Genomic DNA, 21,091 nt, shown 5'->3' with positions numbered 1-21,091 from the left:
TCTCCCGAGCGCATTGCGGTTGATTCACCCGATGCCGTTCCTGGTCTAGGAGGTAGGCAACTTAAGGCGAAGTATCAGGTCGACGGTATCGATTTCGCTGGAAAGCGCACCGGTGCTCGCTTGCCGGGTGAACTGATTGTTGATTGGTATGCGGACGGAGGTCTTTCCTTTCATCAGGAGGTGTGGGCGCTGGAGGATCCTCTAGATGCGTGGTGGAAATTCCGGTCCGAAAACCCGGAATCAAGGTTTGCGCGGGAGGGTGGGGGTGACCTGCTGGTTGACGTTGACCCGTTGAAGGCTCTGCATGCTGACTCTTATAGATATTTCTGCGGAAATGTTGGGCACTCGAAGAGAAAGGACTTCGAGGACTGCCAAGTGTGGGGCTATTGGGCCAGATATGGGCAGTACCTAATTTATCTAGAACTTTCCGGCAAGCGTGAGCCAAAGTCGTCGATGGACGATATAGTGCAATACTTTGACGCGAGAATGGGCACCCTGTAGGAATTGGTGGGGGCGGCTGGAGATTGATTGTGGAAGCGCCTGGTGCGGTAGGCGATGGCGTCGTTGTGGTTGCCGGGCTGGGGATCGCCGACGGCGATGGCCAGGCGGGTGCTGGTGTCGCTGGCGACCTGCAGGTTTGTGGAATAGCGGTAGTTCTTCTCCGTGCGGCGAGGTGATGGTCCCGGGTCGGAATTCAGGGTGCCGTCAACGATCGCGACCTGGTCGACCGGCCGCCGCCGGACCGGGGCGAGGGTGAGCAGGTGGTCGAGGGTGTCGATGACCCGGTGGGCGGCGGAGTGCGACACCCCAAACAGCGGGCCGATCTGCCGCATGATCAGGTCGTACGCCAGTAGGCGGCCACCAACAGCGCCCGGTTGGGGTTACGAGGCGTCCCTTACTCGGGAGACCGACATTACGGCTGGCGGCAGCGGTGGCGGTGGCGGTCCAGCTCATCGTTGTACTTTTCAATGCGGGCGTTACCGGTGTTCCTCCCAGATTTCGATGTGATGTTCCCCGGGTTCGGTGGAGTCGGGTTGGTTGACTCGTCAGGCTCGTCGCTCGTTGAGGAGAGACGTGCCGAGAAGATATCCGCCCGAGTTTCGTCGCAAGGTCCTCGATCTGCCTGACTTGGGTCACGTTTCGCGGTGATCGGGTTTGGCGGGGCGTTGATCTGGGCGTTTGGTGTCCGTGCTTCGCGGATTTGCGCACTAATTTTGGGCCGTAGGGTGGGCTGGTGTCTCCGTACGTGCGGACGGTGAAGACGGCCTCGGGTGCCAGAGCGGTGCAGATCGTGTACTCCTCGCGGCGTGGGTCGCGGGACATCGAGCACATCGGTTCGGCGCACGATGATGCCGAGCTGGAGGTTTTGAGAGCGGCCGCTCGGCAGCGGATGGCCGCCGGGCAGGGTGAACTCGACCTCGGTGTGGCGGGCACGTCCGGTTCGGCGTCGGCGGGTGGGCTGTTGCCGATCACGGCGTCGCGGATGGCGGTCCTGTGGGATGCCCTGTCGTATGCCTACGACACGCTCGGGTTCGCCCAGGCTGCCGACGACGAGGTGTTCCGGCAGTTGGTGCTGGCTCGGATCATCGAGCCGACCAGCAAGCTCGATGCCTTGCGGGTTCTCGATGAGGTCGGGGTGTCGGCACCGTCCTACCGGACTGTCACACGACGCCTGCCGGTGTTCGCGAAGGAGTCGTGGCGGCAGCAGCTTGCCGCGGCGTGCGCCGCGCATGCGGGGTTGGGTCCGGCGAGCCTGGTGCTCTACGACGTGTCGACGCTGTACTCCGAGACCGACGCCGCAGATGGGTACCGCGAGCCCGGGTTCTCCAAGGAACGGCGCCTGGAACCGCAGATCACGATCGGTCTGCTGACCGACCAGGCTGGGTTCCCGTTGATGGTCAACGCGTTCGAGGGCAACAAGGCCGAGACGACCACGATGCTGCCGACGATCCACGCGTTCATGAACGCCCACCAGTTGCCCGATGTGACGGTCGTGGCCGACGCGGGCATGGTGTCGGCGGCGAACCAGAAAGCGATCGAGGCCGCGGGCTTGTCGTTCATCCTCGGCGCCCGGATCCCCGAGGTCCCCTACGTCGTCGCCGAATGGCGTAACGCCCACCCCGACCAGGAGATTGAGGACGGGCAGGTGTTCTGCCAGCCGTGGCCCGCCGGGCCGGCCGACCGGCGCCGCGACCAGGTCATCTACCACCAGTACAAGGCGGATCGGGCCCGGCGGACCCTGCGCGGCATCGACGAGCAGGTCGCCAAGGCCGAGAAAGCCATCGCCGGACAGACGGCGGTCAAGCGCAACCGGTTCGTCCAACTGTCCGGCGGCACCCGAACGGTCAACCGGACCCTGGAGGCCAAGGCCCGGGCCCTGGCCGGCCTGAAGGGGTATGTCACCAACCTCGCGGCCTGCCCCGACGGCACCCCCGTCACAGCCAGCTTCGTCATCGACGCCTACCACCGGCTGTTCCAGATCGAGAAGTCGTTCCGGATGTCCAAGCACGACCTGCAAGCCCGACCGATCTACCACCACACCCGCGACTCGATCGAGGCCCACCTGACGATCGTGTTCGCCGCCCTCGCGGTCAGCCGCTGGATCGAAGACCGGACCGGCTGGTCGATCAAGAAGTTCGTCCGCACCGCCCGCCGCTACCGCACCGTCGAAATCCAGGCCGGCGCCCACACCATCACCGCCGCCGACCCCCTACCCGACGACCTCCGCAACGCCCTGGACCGCATCCACCACCGCCAAGGTGCGCACTAATCTGACCGAACTCGGGTGCCGGTGGCGGGTGTCTGGGCGAGGTAGGCGAGCGGACCCGTTTTGCGAGGCAAGACCTGGGGCGGTGCCTCCCAACCAGTACCGCAGAGGCCGCGATTACCGCTTCCGCCGGGGGATGAGGAATGCCGCTGCTCCCACCAACGCGCCCATAGCGATCAGCGCCACCCCAAGCGCCTGCCGATCATCCCCGGTCACCAAGTTCACCCCGAAGCCGATCAGTACCGTACCTACCCAGGCCACCACCACCGCGATGATCGACTGTCGACCCAGTTCGGCAAGGCTCTGTTTCGCGGCCTCGAGCTCACCGGTCAACCGCGCAATCTCAGTCTGTTGGGTGCCGTTGTGCCGCACATGACTGAGTTTGGTCTCGTTGAGTTCGCGCTGGCTGCGCTCCAGGCTCCGCCGAATCGTGTCGTGCTGGGCGCGCAGCTGGATGATGGTTCCTGAGCTTTTTCCTCGGACAGCGCCAGCACCCGGATCATCGGCTTGTTGTCGACGTAGTCCTCAGGCTCGAGCAGCTGCCTGGCAGGCCGGCATGTCGGTGGCGGTGGTCAGCAACAACTCGGCCGGCGCAGTGAGCGCCTACCTGACAGCACATCGGATCGCCGCGTACGTCTCGCCGGTGGTCGGCCGAGCGTACGCCGACCCAGTCCAGATGAAGCCCAATCCAGAGCCGATCCTGCAAGCCGTGCGGGCCGTCGGCGAGCCACCGACCCGGTGCCTGCTGGTTGGTGACTCGCTCTCGGACATAGACGGTGCGCGGGCGGCCGGAGTGCGGGTGGTGGGTTACGCAAACAGACCAGCCAAGGTAGAGACATTCCGGTCCGCCGGAGCGGATGTGGTGATTACGGGCATGGGTGAGGTAGCTGGCGTGCTGATGGAGCGTGCTGGCGGCTGAGACACAGCGCAAATATTTTAACGCGGTCCTGGTCGGCGCTGTCATTTTTGAGTCCTTCTGCATGCGCATCTATGCACATCTGTAGCAGTAGGATTGTGCCCGGAGTCACGTCGTCCACGGATACCTCGCCGTGTGTCTCGAAAGTGCCGAGATCAATTTCTATCTTCGTCCAAAAGCGGTGAATGTCTCGCAGAATTTCGAGCGCTTCGATAAAAAGTTGCATGTCTGGCTCAAAGTCGGGATCTACGATATATTTCCCTAGTACGGCAGCCGCCATTGGTGGTCTGACCTCGCGGGACGCGGTGGGGGCGTGCAACGTGGACGCAGCCGCCTGTCGATCATGTGTTTGTGAGGACTACAAGATCGAAGGCGGCTGCGGTTGCCAGGGTAGCGGCTGGGCGCGCGGTGCGGGAACGGGCCGGGCTGTTGCAGCGGCTGCGGTCGTGCTTCGCCCGAACGCAGACGTGGCAGCACGCGGGAAGATACATATCGGCGCTGGTCAGCCAGGTGCCGAAGCGCAACGGGTGGACCATCGCCGAGCAGGTCGGGGACGCCACGCCGGACCGCACGCAGCGGCTGCTGAACCGGGCGGTGTGGGACACGACGGCCGCGATGAGCCAGGTCCGGCGGTTCGCCGCTGCGGGTCTGGACGAGGCGGCGCGCCGTCGGCGGCGGCGTGGCCTGGTCGTCGGCGCGTTGGACGAGACGGGCCAGCCCAAGCAGGGCAAGGCGACGTGCGGGGTGAAGCGGCAGTACATGGGGTGCGCGGGCCGGGTCGCGAACGGGATCAACACGGTGCACCTGTCCTACGTTCGGGAGAAGACGGGGCACGCGTTGATCGGGGCGCGTCAGTGGATCCCGGCCGAGCACATCACCGACCCCCGGGCCTCGGCCGGTATGGGACTGCCGCCGGAGGTGGAGTTCCGCACCAAGGGCCAGCTGGCCATCGATATCTGTGCTGATGCGTTCGCCGACGGCCTGGTATTCGACTTCGCCTGCGGCGACGAGGTGTACGGCAACTGCACACAACTACGGGAGTTCTTCGAGCAGCACGGGCAGGCGTACGTGCTGCGGGTCGCTGCCACCTTCATGATCGACCTGCCCTCCGAAGCGAAACTGACCTGCGCACAGGCCGTCACGCTGCTGGTCAAGGACAAGCGTCGGTGGGAGGTCCGCTCGGCCGGTACCGGGTCGAAGGGACAGCGCTGGTATGCCTGGGCGTGGATCGCCACCGCCTCGCCTCGCCATCATCTGCTCATCCGCCGTCACCTGCGCAGCGGTGAACTGGCCTTCCACTACTGCCATGTGCCCGAGGGGCAGATCCTGACCAAGACGAGGCTGATCCGCGCTGCCGGGCTGCGCTGGCCGGTCGAGGAAGATTTCGAGTTCAGCAAGGACCACTTCGGCCTGGACCAGTGCCAAGCGAGGCTCTACACCGCGATCCAGCGGCACACCGTGCTGGTCATGGCCGCCCTCGCGGTCTGCGCGGTCACCGCCGCCCACCTCGCCGACCGCACCGACACCCAGGCACCGCCGCCAAGCACACCGGACCAGCCGCCGCCACCCGAGCCCGGAATGATCCCGCTGACCGTCCCCGAGGTCAAACGACTACTCGCCAACGCCCTCCAGCATCCGAAACCACCCGGCCACGCCACGCACTGGCTCAACTGGCGACGCCGTCACCAGGCCCGCGCCCGCTGGTTCCACCAACGCACACGGCTGAACCGGGACTACACCCTGTTCAGCTAGCAACTGGCGGCTGCCGTACTACGCCGGCCACACCGACAGCCCAGGATCCTCCACCACCACCTACATCAAGGCCGACCTACACGCCGTCGCTGACGCACTGTCGGCGATGACCGACCAACCACACCCACTCGCCACGATGGAAGGAACCTTGCACGCCTGGCCGACGACCATTCGCCGTTGATCGACTGTTTCGGATGAACCTGTCGCTTCGTGGCGGGTGGGGGAGCAGTCCCTGGACCCCGCACGAAGCGGCGGGTCCGGTCGCGAGCCTGGGGATGAGCGAAACCGGCGCGACTGGACCTGCGTTCCGTCAGGAGGCTCAACTATCGAGGGCGGCCGAAGCCGTGGGATGGATCCCGGTGACGTTGCGGCCACGATCGGCAATCCCTTCTATGCGGTGAATATCGACCCTGACCTGGCTGCCGCGCACGATCCGATAGTCTTCGAGGAAGAATGGGTTGCGGCGAACGCGAGATTGGTCGGCGAGATTGGTCCAGAATCTTGCCTGCGCAACCTTCTGCTGGCTGTTCTCAAGGGCGCGTTCCCCCGACGGGGCTGACAGCTCCAGCGCCCCTTTGAAATTGTGTGCCTGTGCCCTCGCCTGCGCGAGCTCCAGTGCAGACTCTGCCTGCTGGAGGTGCCCTTCTCTGTGGCCGGATCGACGAGTGCGCTTCACCGGCGCAGGCAGATCGAATTGGTTGCTGAAATTGCGCCACGCGGCAGCTCACGCCTGTAGTGTTACGCATCGTGAAGTGCTAGACTTAACGCATGAGCACCCGTTTGTATAACGGGTGCTACGTAGGAGAGTTCAACTCCCCCCTCGGACACTCCCGCGTAGCAACCGTGCGACGTTGGACGTACAGGTGGTCAAGCATGCTTGATCACCTGATTTCACTCTCTGTTACCGCCGTTGGTGGCAGCCTCGTCGTTCGGCGAGGTGGGTCATGACAGACCGGCCGATCGATTCGGTGATCCCGGCGGTGGTTCCATCAGGCGGGCTCAAGATCCGCGGCGACTCGCGTACCGCGATGAAGCGACCGCCTCTGCCGCTGGCGCGACTAGTACGGCAGCCGCCGTTTGTGATGTCGCTGGTCAGGTGGGCTGGACACGAGGCGGCCACCGCGTGATCGTCTGTGCGTTGTGGACAAAACATCAGATCTTGCGGTGGCCGCGTGCCACAGCGTAGCCGTTGCTCTGTGGGAACGTGTGTTGGCCGGGGTGCTGGGCTGCTTCGCTGGCCGGTTCGGGCGGGTGGAGCCGCGTCGTGCGGCGGCGGCGTTCGTGACGGGGCTGTTGTCCGAGCTTGAGGTCAAGACGTGCTGGCAGTTGGCCGAGCATGCCGGTCATGCTCGGCCGGACGCGATGCAGCGGCTGCTGTACCGGGCGGTGTGGGACGCCGACGCCGTCCGCGACGACCTGCGGCAACTGGTCGCCGACCGGTTCGGCGCCCCGGACGCGGTCCTGGTGGTCGACGAGACCGGCGACCTGAAGAAGGGCACGTAATGCCGAACTCGGCATTACGTGCCCTTCTTCACGTCGCCGGTGTCGTCGAGGATGAGTACTCCGCCCGGGTCACCGAGCGCGTCGACCTTGACCGCATTCCATGCCGGTGTCCCATGCGTCCGCGTCCCCGCTTATGGCATGTCGCCATGCACCCCGGGCCTTGTCGGTGGCCAGGTGGAATTACGCGCCGATGCATGGGGCGCCGAGGTCGTAGGTGGTTTGCTGCACGCCGACGATGCCGTGCAGTGCGAGGACGGCTGATCTCGGCGTTCACGGGGCGCGGGGGTCGGCCTTGCCGCCGCCGTTCGCACCCTCGCCTGATCATGTAGATCAGGCGAGGGTGCGAGGCTGGCAGTGCTGCAGGACCAGGGGCGGGTGCTCACGGAACGTCCGGCGGCAGCCAGCCGCCGGTAGTGAACAGCAGACGGCGCATCACCTGGCGGCATTGAACGCACGTCGGCAACGCTGACCGCGCTTTGCCGCCGCCGAAAGTGGCTGCGCTGGTTGGTGCTGGCGTCCGCCGCGACGGTGCTGGTCACGACCGATGTCGGCGCGACCTTGCGGTGGTGGCCGCCCGATTCCGTAGACCGCGCCCGGACTGCCGGACCCGGCCCTTACCTCTCGTGGTCTGCGGCCGCGACGTACGAGGGGTGGGTGGCGAGTGGCGTGACGTGGATGTCCATGTATGGGAAGAGGGGAAGCCCGGACAGGATGGTGTGGAGTTCGTCGTTGCTTTCCACGTCAAAGATCGAGTAGTTCGAGTGTTTGCCGACGATTCTCCAGAGGTGAGCCCACTTACCGGTTCGCTGCAGCTCTTGGGAGTACGCCTTCTCCCTGGCCACGATTTCGGCCCGGGCCTCGGGGGCTAGGTCGTGGGGGAGCCGGACGTCCATCCGTACGTGGAACAGCATCATTTGGCAGGGTCGAGAACGAAACCGTATTCGACCGTGCGTCCACTGTCGGCCCGGTCGACCGGCTCAAGCATCAGCTCCGGCTTGACGGCGTTGGCGATGTCGTCGTCGTTGTGCGGATCGCCGGGAAAGTAGAGCTGCGTGGTGAGCAACTCGTGGCCAGGCGCGGAGACCTTCACGTGCAGATGGGCCGGGCGCCAGGCGTGCCAGCCGGCGGCGGCGATCAGCTTGCCGCACGAGCCGTCCGTGGGAATCTGGTACGGTGCCGGCTCGATGGTGCGAATCCGGAACCTGCCGTCGGTGCCGACGGTGAAGGTGCCGCGCAGGTTCCACTCGGGGATGCCCGGCGCGAACTGTGAGTAGAGGCCGTCAGCATCGGCCTGCCACAATTCGACAGTCGCGCCGACGAGGGCGGTTCCGTCGGTGGAGGTGACCGTGCCTTCCCAGAGTAGCGGTGTGCCGCGCTCGTCCGCGCGCATCGGCACGGCACCATCGGCACCCTGCTCGGGGGCGTTCGGCACGTAGTACGGACCCTCGATGCTGCCCTTGCTGCCGTCCCGGTGCGCGGTGGCGACATCCTCAACGACATGCTCGAGCCAGACGTCGAGGAACAGAGGCCACTCGCCGTCCCTGCCGACCTGGATCAGCCATGCCTTGAGTGCGTTGAACTCGTCGTAGGTGACCTTGTGCTTGCGGATGGTCTCCTGCGCGGCGTAGAGCAGTTCGCGGGCCAGCAGGTCGACCCGCTCCTTGGGGGTATCCTTGACTGCCTCGAACGGCGACTTGTCGGTGTGGAAGCGCTCCGTTGCGGAGGCTCCCGAGGCGGCGGCCGTCGTGGTCTGGGCCGCCTGTTCGGTGGTGGGCATTCGTGCTCCTCCTGCTACTTGTCCTAGTGGTCGGTCCGGTAGTGGGTTAGCTTGTCGGGGTCGATCTCGACGCCCAGTCCATTGCCGGCGGGAACCAGTAGTTCGCCGTCGTGGATGTCGAGTGGCTCGGCGAGCAGGTCGTCGTCCATGTCGAGGAAGTTGGAGAGCTCGCCGGCGAACTGAGTGGTGAGCCGGTACGCGGCGCCGAACGCGACCGCGCAGGCGGTTCCGAGTTGACCGTCGATCTGGTTGCCGATGACCGCGGCGAGGCCGAGGCCTTCTGCGAGGTGGTGAACCCGTTGCGCATTGGTGAAACCGTTGCGCGCGCACTTGATGCTGATCGCCGTCGCCGAACCGCCCAGTATCTCGCGGGTGACGTCAGCGGCTGTCACGGCGGACTCGTCGGCGATGAACGGCACGTCCAGGTGGCTGACCAGCCACCGCCGGCCGAGTACATCATCGGCCGGGCACAGTTCCTCGGCGAAGATGAGGCCAAGGTCGGCCATCTCCTTCATCGCGCGGAGAGATTCCGCGGCGGTCCAGCCGCGGTTGCCGTCGACGTACAATTCGACCGCCTCCCCGAGGCCCTCGCGTAGTGCCCGAACCACTGCGGTGTCGAGGGTGACCGGCCGGCGGCCGACTTTGACCTTGAAGGTCGTGATCCCATAGATGTCGCGTATCCGTGCGGCCTCGGCGACCATTGCCGCCGGCTCGTCGAAACCGAGCATGTGGGAGACCCGCATCCGGTCGGTGTAGCCGCCGAGCAGGTCGGTGACCCGTACCCGCAGGGTCCGGCCGAGGGCATCCCAGATGGCCATGTCGATCGCGGCTTTGGCGGTCGGGTTGCCGACGGTGCGAGCGAGCCGGGCCATCACGGTCTCGCGTTCGAGCAGGGACAGGCCGATGATTTGTGGGGCGAGGATCTGACTGACAACGGCGATGATGCTGGCCTGGGTCTCGCCGTAGGTGAATGGTCGCGGTGGTGCCTCGGCGATGCCGACGACGCCGTCCTCGGTGTGCACGCGCACGAGTACATGCTCGGCGACGCGGACCTCGCCGCTGGCGAATCGCAGTGGCTTGACGTACGGGATGGCGAAGGGGATCGCTTCAACCTTGGTTATTTTCATCTGGGAGTTCTGTTCGGGAGTCTGAACGGAGTGGTCTTGCGGGTCGCGGAGCAGCCGGGCAGGCCAGCGGTGCTCAAAGGTCGAGCACCAGCTTCGATCCGAGACATCGGCTGACGCAGATCATCATGGTTTCGTTGGTGGCCTTGTCGGCTGGAGTTAGCAGCGTGTCGCGATGGTCTGGGATCCCTGATATCACGCGTGTTTCGCAGGTTCCGCAGTAGCCTTCCGCGCAAGACGAAAGGACCGTGGGAGCAACTTCGGAGACGACTTCAAGTACCGACCGGTCGGGCGGGACAGTCACGGAGATTCCCGATGCGGCCAGCTCGACGGTGAACTCGGTGTTGACATGCCCACCAGCGGTGCCGGCAGGGGCAGGAGCCGGAGGGGCGCTGAAGCGCTCCACGTGCAGGGAGTCTGCCCGCCCGACGGCTTCGAGGGTGGCAGTGAGGGCGCGCAGGAGGCCCTCCGGGCCGCAGCAGTAGAAGGCTGTCTCGGGGGTGGCGCCGGCGTGCAGCGCCGCCAGGTCGAGTAGGCCAGCTTCGTCCTGGGGCACGACCGTGACGTCCCCACCAGGGATCTTTTGCAGTTCGTCGAGGAAGGCCATGCTGCCGCGGCTGCGGCCGCCATACATGAGCGACCAGCGTCGTCCCTGGCCGGCGACCTGCCGGATCATGGACAGGATGGGTGTGATCCCGATCCCGCCAGCTACAAAGCGGTAATCGGCGGCGTCGACCAGGGCGAAGTGGTTGCGTGGGCCGCGAATGGCGATTTCGCGGCCCACCAAAGCCGTCTCGTGAACCTCTTTCGATCCTCCGCGCCCATCGGCTTCGAGGAGTACGGCGACCTGATAGACGCGACGGTCCTCATGGCTACCGTGGAGGGAGTACTGTCTGATCTTCCCGGACGGCAGGATCAGATCGATGTGTGCCCCGGCCTCCCACAGGGGGAGTGGGGTGCCATCCAAGGACACCAGGTCGAGTCCCATGACCCGGTCGGCCAACCAGGTGGCGCTTCGTACCCGCACCGCAACGGTGCCGTTCGTGGTGGACATCCTCGCTCCACTCCTCATCAGCTCGGCCCGGTCAGGCGCCGAAGTCGAGCAGGACCTTCCCGACCTTGCCTGGAGTGCTGAGGCGGTCGAATGCCGCCGTCGCGTCTGCCGCCGGAAACACCCGGTCGATGGGTATGGTGATGCCTCCCGCCGCGAGGAGGCGGCCGAGTCGTTGCTCGAGATTGGCGACGAGCACGGCCTTCTCGGCATTGGGCCTGCCCCGAAGGACGGTCCCGCTGAGATCGGCACGCTTGGCCATCAGCAGGTTGAGAGGCACCTCCGGGGTCGCACCCGCGGCGGTGCTGACCACCACGATCCGTCCGCCCACCCGGACGAGCTTCAGATCTTCTGCGACATAGGCGCCGCCGACGAGTTCGATGACCACGGACGCTCCGCCCAGTGGTTCCACGGCGGCGGCGACGTCGCCCTGGGTGACAGCCGTGATCCCCTGGGCCGCGAGAGCATCCAGAGCGGCCTGAGAGCGGCCGATTCCGATCGCGGTGGCACCGAGCGCCGTCGAGATCTGGTGCGCGGCGAGACCGACGGCCCCGTTGATACCTCGGATCAGGACGACGTCGCCCAGTTGGGCGCGGGCCCGGTTGAGCGCGTCGAAGGCGGTGACGACCGCTTCGGGGAGCGCGGCGCGTGACTGCTCGTCGACTCCGTCGGGGGCGGCCCACAGGTGCTCGGCGTCGGCGATGACTCGGTTGGCGAGGCCGCCACCGCCGACGATGCCCTGCACGCTGTCGCCGATCTTCCACTTGCGTACGCCTGGGCCAACCTCGACGACCGTCCCGGAGACCTCCAGTCCGGGGATGTCCTGAGGAGCGTCCGCGGGTACGGGGTAGCCGCCGTTGCGCTGCAACACGTCCGCGGGGTTCACGCCGGCGTAGCGGGCAGCGATCAGCACCTGACCCCGGCTTGGACGGGGATCCGGCGCCTCCTGGAGCGACACGATCTCATTGCCGCCGGAGCCGTTGAACTGGATGAACTTCACTGTCGTGGAGACCTTTCGGGAGATGGACGCCCGACCGCACCGCTGCGCGGGCGAATCCAGGACTAGGCGGAGACGAAGACCTTTTGGAAGTCCGGGAAGTCGCCCGGACCCGCGGGCATGCCACCGACACGGGATGTGGCGACTCGTACCTGACTCTTGAAGTAGGAGACGATGATCGGCACCTCCTCGTGGAGGAGCTCGGCGATGCTGGCGGCGATGCCGGCGCGCGCTTTCGCGTCTGGCTCGGCGTCGTACTTCTTGATCAGGTTGTCCAACTCGGCATTCGAGAAGTGCGCGGAGTTGTACGGGGCGGTGGTGGCTACGGTGGCCTCGAGGACTTGGGACGCGCAGCCGCGTGATCCCCAGTTGGTGATGCCGAGGGGGACGGTGAGCCATGGCGAGTTGTCGCCGGACGCGAAGTACTCCTCGGGCGTCATGATGTCGAGCGTGATCCTGAATCCGGCGTCGGCGGCCATGTCCTTGACGAGGGTGGCGTGGTCGACGCACTCGAAGATTCGGGTCGTGGTCAGGGTGACGTCGAGACCGTTGGGGTGGCCGGCCTCACTGAGCAGCCGCTTGGCTGCGGCGATGTCGCGGTTGCGCTGTTCGACGGCTTGGGCGACGCTCTCGGCGGACTCGAAGGTGGGTGCGAAGAGATGATCGTTCCCGAGGGACGCTTTGCCGTCGATCAGGCCGGCGATGAGCTTGGTGCGGTCCAGGCAGAGCGCCAGCGCCTGGCGTACCCTCTTGTCGTTGAACGGGGCGACGTCGGTGCGCATCTGCAGTGACTGAAACGACGATGAGGCCGCTTCCTGTAGGACGATGTTCGTCGACCGCTTGAGCGTGCGCAGCGTGGCCGGCTCGACCGACGGAACGAGGTCGACCGAGGCGCTCTGCACGGCTAGCACCTGGGCGTTGGTGTCGGCGAAGTACTTCACCTCCAGGGTGTCGAGGTAGGCGGCCTCATCGAGCCAGTAGTTCTCGTTCCGCCGGAACACCGCGCCGCTTCCGGGGATGAACCTGGTGAGGATGTAGGGACCGGTGCCGAACCCGCCCTTGACGAAGTCGCCAGTCCGGTAGGACGCGGGCAGAATGGCGGTGTTGTAGGCGTACGCCGAGACCAGGTAGGGGAAGTCGGCGTAGGGCCGGTCCAGCTTGAACCGCACCGTGTGGTCGTCGACGGCGGTCGTCCCGCCGGGGGCAAGAATGCCTGCGAAGCTCTGTAGTCCCGCCGACCCGCCGTCGGGATCGGTGACCCGGTCGAACGTCGCCACGACGTCGGCGGCGGTCAGTTCGCTCCCGTCGTGGAACTTGACACCCTGACGGAGCGTGAAGGTCCAGGTGGATGCGTCGTCGGCCGTCCATGTGGTGGCCAGACGTCCCTCCAGGCTTCCGTCGGCTCGGGGGAAGGTCAGATATTCTGCGGCGACGAGTACCGTGTCGACGGCGCCGATGTCGTTCATGGTTACCGGATCAACCGGGCCGCTGGGCGTGGGCAAACCCACGGTCATCTTTCCGCCGGACACCGCCTTGGTGGGCGCGGACGCCGCGCTGGTGCCGGCCGATCCACCGGGAGCGCAGGCCGCGATCGTCGCGCCGGCACCGAGCAGCGCGCCGAGCTGGAGGAACCTGCGGCGGTCGATCGCGGCGCCCGCGAACGGCGAGGGAAATGACCTATTCATATTGATGCTCCTTTGCGACGAGTTCGGCCGCCGCCGGCGTCAGCGTGCTCCGGGAAAGGCCGAGAAGGTCATGCAGTTCCTGGGGGGTGCGATGGCACTTGTAGGACTTGCCGCCGGGACCTTCTCGCCACGGCGGTACGTGACGTGTGCATCGGCCGTCGGCCAAGGTCACCGGGCAGCGGCTGGCAAAGACGCAGCCGTCGATGTGCTCGTAGGCGCTGGGGGTGGGGCCCATGAGCTTGATGCGCTCGCGTCGGGTCTCGTCGCCGATCGGGGTCGCGGCCGACATCAGGGCGGCGGTGTAGGGGTGGTGCGGCCCGCTGAACACGGCCTGCGCCGGGCCCCGCTCGACGATGTCACCCATGTACATGACGGCTACGGAGTCGGCGATGTAGTGAACGACGTCGAGATCGTGCGAGATGAACAGGTAGGACACGCCCGTTTCGGCCTGTCGGTGCGCGAGCAGGTTCAGGATGGCGGCCTGGACGGAAACGTCGAGCGCGGAGACCGGCTCATCGCAGACGACGATGCTCGGTTCGCCAACCGAGGCTCGTGCGATGGCCACCCGCTGCTTGAGCCCACCGGAGAGCCGTCGGGTCTTGCTTTCCAGGTGCTCCGGACGCAACTCGGTCTCGCTCGCGATCTTCTCGACGGCGGACGTGTTTGTGCCGGCCAGGCGGAGCGAACGGCGCAGCACCGCACGCGCGGTCTTGGTCGGGTTGAGCGACGTGTCCGGGTTCTGGAAAACCAGAGTGGGGCGCTGGGTACCTGCCGACCGGTCGCGCTGACGGTGGTTCGCGGGCATCGACTTGCCGTCGATGACCACCGACCCGTGGGTAAAGGACTCCAAGCCCACCACACACCGAGCGAGAGTGGACTTTCCGCTGCCGGACTCGCCGACCACGGCGAGCACCTCGCCCCTGCGCATCGTCAGGGAGACGCCGCGAACAGCGTGAACCATGCCGTCCGGGGTCTCGTAGTCCTTGACGAGGTCCGTGATCTCCAGGACCGGGTCGCTCGCGGCCAGCGCTCGTTCGAGCTGAGCCGCCCGGCGCGAGCCGTTCGGGCGTTCGGGCTGCCCCTCGGCGCGCAGTGCGTTGCTGAGCTTCCGGTGAGCCCGGGTGGGGACACATGCGACGAGTGCCTGCGTGTACGGGTGTCGGGGTGTGCTGAGGAGCTGTCCGGTCGGGCCTGCCTCGACCAGGCGTCCACTCTTCATCACGATCGTCTCGTCGCACAGGTACCGGACGAGGGGAAGGTTGTGGCTGACCATCAGCAGCGCGGTCCCGAGCTCCTTCGCGAGTTCCTCGACGAGCTCGATGACCGCCGCCTCAACCGTGGCATCGAGCCCTGTGGTGGGCTCGTCCAGCAGCAGCAATGCCGGATTCGTGCTGAGTGCCATGGCGATCATCACCCGCTGCTGCTGGCCGCCGGAGAGCTGGTGCGGGTACCGGGTGGCGATCCGCTCGGGCGACGGGAGCTGGACCCGGCCGAGCGCCTCCGCAGTGGCGCGATCGGCCTCGTGCCGGTCCATGTCGAAGTGCTTACGGAACACCTCACCGACCTGGCGGCCGATGGTCATCGTCGGGTTGAGGCTCGAGCCGGGGTCCTGGTAGACCGCGGCGATCTTCCTGCCGCGCAGCCGGCCGAGCCGCGCTTCGCCCATCGACAGAAGGTCCTCGCCGTCGAGTTCGATCGACCCGCCGGTGACCACCGCATTGCGGGGTAGGTAGCGCAGCACGGCCATGGTTACGGTGGTCTTGCCACTACCTGACTCCCCGACCAGACCCATCCGCCCGCCCGGTGCGATGGCGAAACTGACATCGTGAACCGCTGGGATGATCTGGTTGCGGCGACGATAACCCACGCTCAGGTTGCTGACCGCGAGTACGGGACTGGATGCGTTCACTGTTCAAGCACTTCCTTCACTCCGTCGGCGAGCAGGTTCACGGCGATGACGAGCGTGGTGAGGGCGGCCGCCGGGGCCAGGACCATCCAGGGGGCGCTTTGCACGTACGGGCGGCCGAGCGAGATCGTGAGTCCCCAATCAGGCGACGGTTCCTGCACGCCCAGCGACAGGAACGCGAGGCCGGCGGCGACGAAGATCGCGTAGCCGAGCCGAACGGTGGCCTCGACGATGATGGGGCCGGTGACGTTTCGGAGGATCTCTCCGCACATCGTGTATACCGAGCTCGACCCCTGCAGCCAGGAGGCCGCGACGTACTCGTGGTGCCGTTCCACCAGAACCGCGGAGCGGACCGTGCGGGCGATGTGCGGGGTGAACAGGATGCCCACCGTCAGAATGACATTCAGTCGAGAGCTGCCGAACAGCGCGAGGACCGTCATCGCGATGAGGATCACCGGCACGATGAGCACCGACTCCAACACCCGCATGACGACCATGTCCCACCAGCCCCGAAAGTAGCCGGCGGTGACACCGATGATGGTGCCGAGGACGAGTCCGACGAGCGTGGCCAACGGAGCCATGACCAGGACGCTGGTCGATCCGGCGAGGACGCGTGAGAACACGTCCCTGCCGAGGTGGTCGGTACCCAGCCAGTGCTGGCCGGACGGCGGGGCGAGCACGCTGAGCGGATCGGTGCGATCGGGGCTGACGAGGACGAGCATCGGCCAGGCGATCGCGACGACGACCCATAGCAGGACGACACAACCCCCGATCACAACTGTGGGAGTCCTGATCAGAGTGGCGAACGTTCCTCGCCCCGAGACGCGAGCGAGGCTCGGGGGTCTGCCGACAGTGGTCACCTCGTCCCTCCGACGATGGCGCGGGGGTTGAGCAGCGCGGCCACGATGTCCCCAAGGAGGTTGAGCACCAGCACCGCGGCACCGATGATCACGACACTCGTGGTCAGCGGCTCGACGTCGTTGAAGCGCGCCGACTCGTAGGCGAAGTTGCCGATGCCGGGATATGTGAACAGCGTCTCGACGATGACCAGTCCGCCGATGAGATAGCCGGCTTGACCAGCGATCACGGTAATGGTGGGCAGCACCGCGTTACGGAAGACGTGGCGGACGAAGACTTCGCGCATGTTCAATCCCTTGAGCCGCGCGGTTCGGGTATAGGGACGGTCGAGGACATCGATGGTCGAGGCGCGCATCATTCGGGCTATGTAGCCGAAGAGGATGAAGCAGAGCGGAATGACTGGCAGCGTCAGTTGTCGGATGATGTCGACCGGGCTCAGCGTGGGTACGGTCGATTGGACCGGAAACCAGTCCAGGTAGACGCCGAAGATGACGAGTAGGAAGACGCCGCTGACGAACTCTGGTATCGCCATCAGCGCCACGCCGCAGATCGACACAGCGCGGTCGACCAGACGGCCCTGGCGGAGAGCCGCCCAGGCGCCGGCGGCAACCGCAAGTGGGACCACGACGAGCAGGGCGGCGAAGGCGAGGATCAGTGAGTTGGCGAGACGATCGAGGATGACGTCACGGGCGGGTGCCCCGAGCCGCAGGGAAAGCCCCCAGTCGCCCGTGACGAAGCCGCTCAGCCAGTCCGCGTAGCGTGCCCAGAACGGCCGATCGACGCCGAGGTCCTGATTGAGACGCGCCACCTCCGCGTCACTGGCGTACGGACCGAGGATGCTGCGGCCCAGGTCGCCGGGCAGGAGTTGGACGAGCGCGAAGATCGCGATTGACAGACCCCAGAGCGTGAGGACCGCAGCGACGGCGCGGCGGAAAACGAACCGAAGTAGCCCGTGGGAGCGGACTCGCCGTGGAGTGTGAGCCCTGGCGACCTGGCCGGGAGGTGAAGCACCGATGGCGGTCTTCATCGCGTCTCCCGGGGCCGGTCGACGTCTGCCTGGGCCGGACCGTAGGCGACGTGCGGTTGTGCCACCCAGCCAGGCCCGTTGAAGGTGGTCGAGAAGACCTCTTCGAAATCGACGTGGGCGAGCAACCACCGGCCGTGCTCTCGGACGAACCGCTGGTCCGCACGTCCAACGATGAGGATCGGCGTCGGTGCACCGTCGATCTGAACGACAGCCGGCTCCCAGCAGTACCAACTGCCCGTCGCGGTGTGGTCGTCGTGTACCTCGATGCGTTCGTTGGTGAGAAAGTGCATCATTCGCGGCATATAGTCAGGACGTGGGACGCCCTGATCGACGGCGACACCGTCGTGGTGGGGCCAGCCCTCCGGCGAGAGACCGACGCCCGTCCAGGTGCAGCCATGTTCGGACCGCAACGTGTCCAGCTGCTCCCTGGCTGTGCCGTCACCGGCCGGGACGTCCAGATCGCCCCAGGCCGGCATGACCCCACTCGCTGATCCGGCGTCGTTGACACGCTGGTAGCTCGCCATGAGTCTCCGGATCTCTGACTCACTCTCGAGCCGGTCGACCCGCGCGAGGATCTGGTCGAGCTCGGGTTGCCGGAGAGACGCGGCCGGGTCCTTCATCGGTTTGCCAGTTCACGCATGGAGTGGTCGGGTGTGGAGGTCAGCGCCTCGAAGTAGACGCTGTCCTGAGAACCAGGCTCCGTGCCCGGGGCCGGGCCGCCCTTGTCGAAGGCGGCCAGGGCGTCGAGCAGGTACTTGCGAAGCTGCACGATGGCGATGTCGCCAGAGGTGAGGTGCTCGCGGGTCCGGTCCGAGATCGGTCCCATGCTGTACTGGATGGCCAGGTCCTGCTGCAGGATGCCCTCGATCCCGGAGAAGGTCCGGCCGCTCGCCATCGCCTCCCGGTCCTGCTCGAAGCCGACGCCCTTGCCGGTGAAGGCAGTGACCCGCCAGTTGTTCTCCGGGTCGGTCATGCCGTAGCCGCGCGTCCGGTCGACGAACTCGATGTAGTCGTCGGTCATGGCCTCCTCGCAGAAGAGCACGGACCAGACCCAGTGCGACTCGTCGGTGGCGGGAACCCACGCGTGCATGAGAGCACCCTCGGTGTCGAGAAGGTTGCTTTCGAAAAAGGTGAAGAAGGGCATGACGAAGGGGTGGATCCAGTAGGTCGCCGCCTTCCCGTCCTTGTGCAGGTAACGGAACACGGTCTGCAGTCCCCACGGCTTCTTGGCCGCGGCCACCTTCGGACGCTGGTCGTAGATGTACTCGTTGGCCCGGTTCTGGAGGCCGTCCTGGGTGTGCGCCTCGTCGTCGGTGTAGTGCAGGTACGGGCCGTGTTGCGCGTCGAGGTCGCCCTCCACCCCCTGCAGCCAGTTGCACTCCTGGAACGCGTTGGTGACGTAGATGTTGGCCTCGTCGTACGGCTTGAAGATCCATTCAGGGAACTCCGGCATCGCCTCTTCGGGGCCCATGTACGCCCACACGATCCCGCCGGCCTCCCGGCTGGGGTAGGCGGTGTGCCGGAACTTGTCGGAGAGGTTGACCTCCGGCGGCTCAGGCGGGGTCTCAAGGACGCGGCCGTCCGGGGCGATGAGCCACGCGTGGTAGAGGCAACGCAGGCCGCAATCCTCGTTGCGGGCCAGTGCGAGCGAGGCGTTGCGGTGCGGACAGAACTCGCCCATGAGACCTACTGCGCCGTTGGGGCTGCGGTACGCGACGAGCGACTCCCCGAGGATCTTGACCTGCAACGGCGCGCCACCGGCCTTCAGACGGTTCCCTACGGTGATCGGAATCCAGTACCGGCGCATCAGCTCGCCCATCGGGGTACCCGCGTTGGTTCGGGTGAGCAACTCGTTCTGTTCAGCGGTGAGCATTGTGTGCCCCTTCGATGTAGCGGTGACGAAAGGTGGTGAAGTCCGTGTGCGCCTGGGCAGGTACCAAGCAGCGATCAAGGCCCTGACGGAGGGAGACGGCGACGCTGGTGAGCGGATTGACGACTTGGCAGATCTTGATGTCGAGCAGGAGAGAGGCGAGCAGATAAGCCTGGTCCCGGAGAAGGCCCCGGTCGGCGGCAAGCCTGTCGATGACGGTCGGCAGCACGTCTGCGATCGCGGCTTCGAGCGACTCGCCGATGCCGATGAGCCAGGTCTGCACCGGTGTCATGACGGTGGGATGATCGACGGTCCAGTTGGCTGTGAGCGCGACGAGGTCGATCTCGCTGGGGGTTTCCACACCGGTGCCACAGACTTCCGCGTCACCGATGGCTGCATGCACATCTCCCGCGAAGATGCCGGCGCCTTCCACTGCCGATGTCACCCATAGCGCCGAGCCTGGACCGAGGTTCGGGACGTCGAGATTGCCGCCGTACTCACCGAGGGTTCGGCCAGCAACCTCCCTGGCTGGGAGGACGCCGAGCGCCCCGGTGTGTGGCTGATAGGTGAGTTCCAGTCCGCTCGGGTCAACGATTCTGGGTGGCTCGATTCGCAGCGATCGGACCGCCAGCCGGTCCGGACCTTCGAATCCGAGTCCGGGGCGAGTCCAGACGTGCCCGGTCGGCTCGCAACGGATGTCCAGGATGCCGATTCCCACGGTCGATCCGGCCGGGACACCCTCGACCCGTACCGGTCCACTTAGCGGGAACAAGCGGTGTGGGTCGATGTCCTCCGGTGTGGTGTGGCGGCGTAGCTGATTGCCTGAGGCATCCTGCGCCATCAGCGTGAACGGATGACCGGGGCGTACAGTGCCGATGGTCGGCGTCACGGGAGACAGCTGGTAGGCGAACGTTGTCTGCTCGAAGCGGGTGAGGGCGACCAGGTCGTCGAGTGGGTGGGTCATACGGCGGCCGCTCCGGGCGTCGTGGCGCCGAAGACCCGTCTCGATGCGGCGATCATCGCTTCGATCCGGTCGGCGTGGTCCGAGGGTGACCAGGCGCTCGACGTGTTCGCGATCGCCACCGCTCCGAGGAGGTTCCTGGTCGGTCCGAGCAGCGGCACGGCGATCGCGCTGACACCCACGTCGACTTCGTCGACACTGAGCGCGTACCCGTCCTGACGGATCTGAGCACGAGCCGCCCGGAGCGCCTCGGGCGAGTTGATCGTGGCGTTGGTGCGTCGAGGGAGGTCGTTGGCGAGGAGGGCCTCGAATTCCTCGTCGGTGAGGTGAGCCATCATGCACCGTGCGGCGGCCCCGATGTGCAGGGGGAGCGAACGTCCGACATCGCAGTAGAAGACCAGGCTGTCACCGGCTCTGATCTTGTCGATGAACACGGCGCTCAGCCCGTCCAGTCTGGCAACCGTGATGGTCTCACCGAATCGCATTCCGACCGGGCGGAATGCCTTGCGCGCGGCCTCGCGTAGGTCGAATGCTCCGGGCATCTGCGCGCCCAGGCCCATCACTTTGAGTGTGGCGGTATAGCCCTGACGGTAACCGTTCAGCTGGGCGTATCCCGTTTCGATGAGCGTGTTGACCACCCGGTACGTGGTGGCGGTCGTGGCGTCGAGATGCATGGCGAGCTCCTCCAGCGAGACCGGATGCTGAGCCCGGCACAGGTACTCGAGGGCAGCGAGAACCTTGATGGCTGACTGAACGATCGGAGGTGTTCGCGACATTGCCTGACTTTCGGATAATGAAAGTTGACTTGCGGATACCAGATCCTGACGGTGTCGACGAGGAGCTGTCAAGGGCTTCGGTCTGGGATTTTGGTGCGGGGAATCGAATCGAGACCGCGAT

The 21,091-nt window shown here is 66.0% G+C and carries 17 protein-coding genes and 3 pseudogenes; 4 read left to right on the top strand and 16 right to left on the bottom strand.

The window, feature by feature from the left end:
- Positions 1 to 545 precede the first annotated feature (545 nt).
- Positions 546 to 877, bottom strand: a pseudogene (locus JD77_RS30330) (transposase family protein); the annotation flags it as partial.
- Between the two features lie 354 nt (positions 878 to 1,231).
- Here JD77_RS30330 and JD77_RS30325 point away from each other — a divergent pair.
- Positions 1,232 to 2,770 carry an IS1634 family transposase gene (locus tag JD77_RS30325; RefSeq protein WP_425463603.1) on the top strand — a complete coding sequence of 513 codons (1,539 nt, stop codon included), beginning with the start codon at positions 1,232 to 1,234 and terminating at the stop codon, positions 2,768 to 2,770.
- Between the two features lie 114 nt (positions 2,771 to 2,884).
- Here JD77_RS30325 and JD77_RS30320 read toward each other — a convergent pair whose 3' ends face one another.
- Positions 2,885 to 3,100 carry an LPXTG cell wall anchor domain-containing protein gene (locus JD77_RS30320; RefSeq protein WP_145777212.1) on the bottom strand — a complete coding sequence of 72 codons (216 nt, stop codon included), beginning with the start codon at positions 3,098 to 3,100 and terminating at the stop codon, positions 2,885 to 2,887.
- A 205-nt stretch (positions 3,101 to 3,305) separates the two neighbouring features.
- Here JD77_RS30320 and JD77_RS30315 point away from each other — a divergent pair.
- Both JD77_RS30315 and JD77_RS30310 read left to right on the top strand, forming a co-directional pair.
- A pseudogene (locus JD77_RS30315) lies at positions 3,306 to 3,686 on the top strand (HAD family hydrolase); the annotation flags it as partial.
- A gap of 405 nt (positions 3,687 to 4,091) precedes the next feature.
- Positions 4,092 to 5,435 (top strand): IS701 family transposase, encoded by a 1,344-nt coding sequence (locus JD77_RS30310; RefSeq protein WP_246141139.1) that lies wholly within the window; start codon positions 4,092 to 4,094, stop codon positions 5,433 to 5,435.
- Between the two features lie 319 nt (positions 5,436 to 5,754).
- Here JD77_RS30310 and JD77_RS30305 read toward each other — a convergent pair whose 3' ends face one another.
- Positions 5,755 to 6,111, bottom strand: a complete 357-nt coding sequence (locus JD77_RS30305) for a hypothetical protein (RefSeq protein ID WP_145777211.1) — start codon at positions 6,109 to 6,111, stop codon at positions 5,755 to 5,757.
- Positions 6,112 to 6,656: 545 nt separating this feature from the next.
- On the opposite strand from JD77_RS30305, the pseudogene JD77_RS30300 reads away from it, so the two are divergent.
- A pseudogene (locus tag JD77_RS30300) lies at positions 6,657 to 6,932 on the top strand (transposase); the annotation flags it as partial.
- A 620-nt stretch (positions 6,933 to 7,552) separates the two neighbouring features.
- Here the strand turns inward: JD77_RS30300 and catC are convergent.
- The 13 genes from catC to JD77_RS30235 all read right to left on the bottom strand — a co-directional run bounded on the left by catC (position 7,553) and on the right by JD77_RS30235 (position 20,970).
- Positions 7,553 to 7,852 (bottom strand): muconolactone Delta-isomerase, encoded by a 300-nt coding sequence (gene catC, locus JD77_RS30295; RefSeq protein ID WP_246141137.1) that lies wholly within the window; start codon positions 7,850 to 7,852, stop codon positions 7,553 to 7,555.
- Complete coding sequence (gene catA, locus JD77_RS30290) at positions 7,849 to 8,715, bottom strand: catechol 1,2-dioxygenase (RefSeq protein WP_145777209.1); 867 nt, start codon at positions 8,713 to 8,715, stop codon at positions 7,849 to 7,851. The genes catC and catA overlap by 4 nt, the downstream gene beginning before the upstream one ends.
- Positions 8,716 to 8,738: 23 nt before the next feature.
- Positions 8,739 to 9,842, bottom strand: coding sequence for a mandelate racemase/muconate lactonizing enzyme family protein (locus JD77_RS30285; RefSeq protein ID WP_145777208.1), 1,104 nt, complete (start codon positions 9,840 to 9,842; stop codon positions 8,739 to 8,741).
- 73 nt (positions 9,843 to 9,915) lie between these two features.
- Positions 9,916 to 10,893, bottom strand: coding sequence for a PDR/VanB family oxidoreductase (locus tag JD77_RS30280; protein ID WP_211372750.1), 978 nt, complete (start codon positions 10,891 to 10,893; stop codon positions 9,916 to 9,918).
- Positions 10,894 to 10,924: 31 nt separating this feature from the next.
- Positions 10,925 to 11,890, bottom strand: coding sequence for a zinc-binding dehydrogenase (locus JD77_RS30275; protein ID WP_170286607.1), 966 nt, complete (start codon positions 11,888 to 11,890; stop codon positions 10,925 to 10,927).
- Positions 11,891 to 11,952: 62 nt separating this feature from the next.
- Positions 11,953 to 13,572, bottom strand: a complete 1,620-nt coding sequence (locus JD77_RS30270; RefSeq protein WP_145777205.1) for an ABC transporter substrate-binding protein — start codon at positions 13,570 to 13,572, stop codon at positions 11,953 to 11,955.
- Positions 13,565 to 15,481, bottom strand: a complete 1,917-nt coding sequence (locus tag JD77_RS30265) for a dipeptide ABC transporter ATP-binding protein (RefSeq protein WP_145777204.1) — start codon at positions 15,479 to 15,481, stop codon at positions 13,565 to 13,567. The genes JD77_RS30270 and JD77_RS30265 overlap by 8 nt, the downstream gene beginning before the upstream one ends.
- Positions 15,478 to 16,200 carry an ABC transporter permease gene (locus JD77_RS30260; protein WP_145777203.1) on the bottom strand — a complete coding sequence of 241 codons (723 nt, stop codon included), beginning with the start codon at positions 16,198 to 16,200 and terminating at the stop codon, positions 15,478 to 15,480. The genes JD77_RS30265 and JD77_RS30260 overlap by 4 nt, the downstream gene beginning before the upstream one ends.
- A 134-nt stretch (positions 16,201 to 16,334) precedes the next feature.
- The gene (locus tag JD77_RS30255; RefSeq protein ID WP_145777202.1) at positions 16,335 to 17,363 is read right to left on the bottom strand and encodes an ABC transporter permease; all 1,029 of its coding nucleotides are present in this window, start codon (positions 17,361 to 17,363) and stop codon (positions 16,335 to 16,337) included.
- Positions 17,360 to 17,983, bottom strand: coding sequence for a nuclear transport factor 2 family protein (locus tag JD77_RS30250; RefSeq protein ID WP_145777201.1), 624 nt, complete (start codon positions 17,981 to 17,983; stop codon positions 17,360 to 17,362). Before JD77_RS30250 ends, JD77_RS30255 begins: the two co-directional genes overlap by 4 nt.
- A complete protein-coding gene (locus JD77_RS30245; protein ID WP_145777200.1) occupies positions 17,980 to 19,236 on the bottom strand; it encodes a Rieske 2Fe-2S domain-containing protein in 1,257 nt (418 codons plus the stop codon). The genes JD77_RS30250 and JD77_RS30245 overlap by 4 nt, the downstream gene beginning before the upstream one ends.
- The gene (locus tag JD77_RS30240) at positions 19,223 to 20,197 is read right to left on the bottom strand and encodes an acetamidase/formamidase family protein (protein WP_145777199.1); all 975 of its coding nucleotides are present in this window, start codon (positions 20,195 to 20,197) and stop codon (positions 19,223 to 19,225) included. Before JD77_RS30240 ends, JD77_RS30245 begins: the two co-directional genes overlap by 14 nt.
- Positions 20,194 to 20,970 (bottom strand): IclR family transcriptional regulator, encoded by a 777-nt coding sequence (locus JD77_RS30235; protein ID WP_145777198.1) that lies wholly within the window; start codon positions 20,968 to 20,970, stop codon positions 20,194 to 20,196. The genes JD77_RS30240 and JD77_RS30235 overlap by 4 nt, the downstream gene beginning before the upstream one ends.
- Positions 20,971 to 21,091 lie beyond the last annotated feature (121 nt).

It is taken from the genome of Micromonospora olivasterospora (assembly GCF_007830265.1).
In the GTDB taxonomy this organism is placed as follows: domain Bacteria; phylum Actinomycetota; class Actinomycetes; order Mycobacteriales; family Micromonosporaceae; genus Micromonospora; species Micromonospora olivasterospora.
This window is presented reverse-complemented; position numbering and strand designations above follow the sequence as displayed.

Bases quoted from the DNA above. Each gene is read 5' to 3' on its own strand.
- catC (WP_246141137.1), bottom strand. From the start codon at position 7,852: ATGATGCTGTTCCACGTACGGATGGACGTCCGGCTCCCCCACGACCTA.
- catA (WP_145777209.1), bottom strand. From the start codon at position 8,715: ATGCCCACCACCGAACAGGCGGCCCAGACCACGACGGCCGCCGCCTCG.
- JD77_RS30285 (WP_145777208.1), bottom strand. From the start codon at position 9,842: ATGAAAATAACCAAGGTTGAAGCGATCCCCTTCGCCATCCCGTACGTC.
- JD77_RS30280 (WP_211372750.1), bottom strand. From the start codon at position 10,893: ATGTCCACCACGAACGGCACCGTTGCGGTGCGGGTACGAAGCGCCACC.
- JD77_RS30270 (WP_145777205.1), bottom strand. From the start codon at position 13,572: ATGAATAGGTCATTTCCCTCGCCGTTCGCGGGCGCCGCGATCGACCGC.
- JD77_RS30260 (WP_145777203.1), bottom strand. From the start codon at position 16,200: ATGCTCGTCCTCGTCAGCCCCGATCGCACCGATCCGCTCAGCGTGCTC.
- JD77_RS30255 (WP_145777202.1), bottom strand. From the start codon at position 17,363: ATGAAGACCGCCATCGGTGCTTCACCTCCCGGCCAGGTCGCCAGGGCT.
- JD77_RS30250 (WP_145777201.1), bottom strand. From the start codon at position 17,983: ATGAAGGACCCGGCCGCGTCTCTCCGGCAACCCGAGCTCGACCAGATC.
- JD77_RS30245 (WP_145777200.1), bottom strand. From the start codon at position 19,236: ATGCTCACCGCTGAACAGAACGAGTTGCTCACCCGAACCAACGCGGGT.
- JD77_RS30240 (WP_145777199.1), bottom strand. From the start codon at position 20,197: ATGACCCACCCACTCGACGACCTGGTCGCCCTCACCCGCTTCGAGCAG.
- JD77_RS30235 (WP_145777198.1), bottom strand. From the start codon at position 20,970: ATGTCGCGAACACCTCCGATCGTTCAGTCAGCCATCAAGGTTCTCGCT.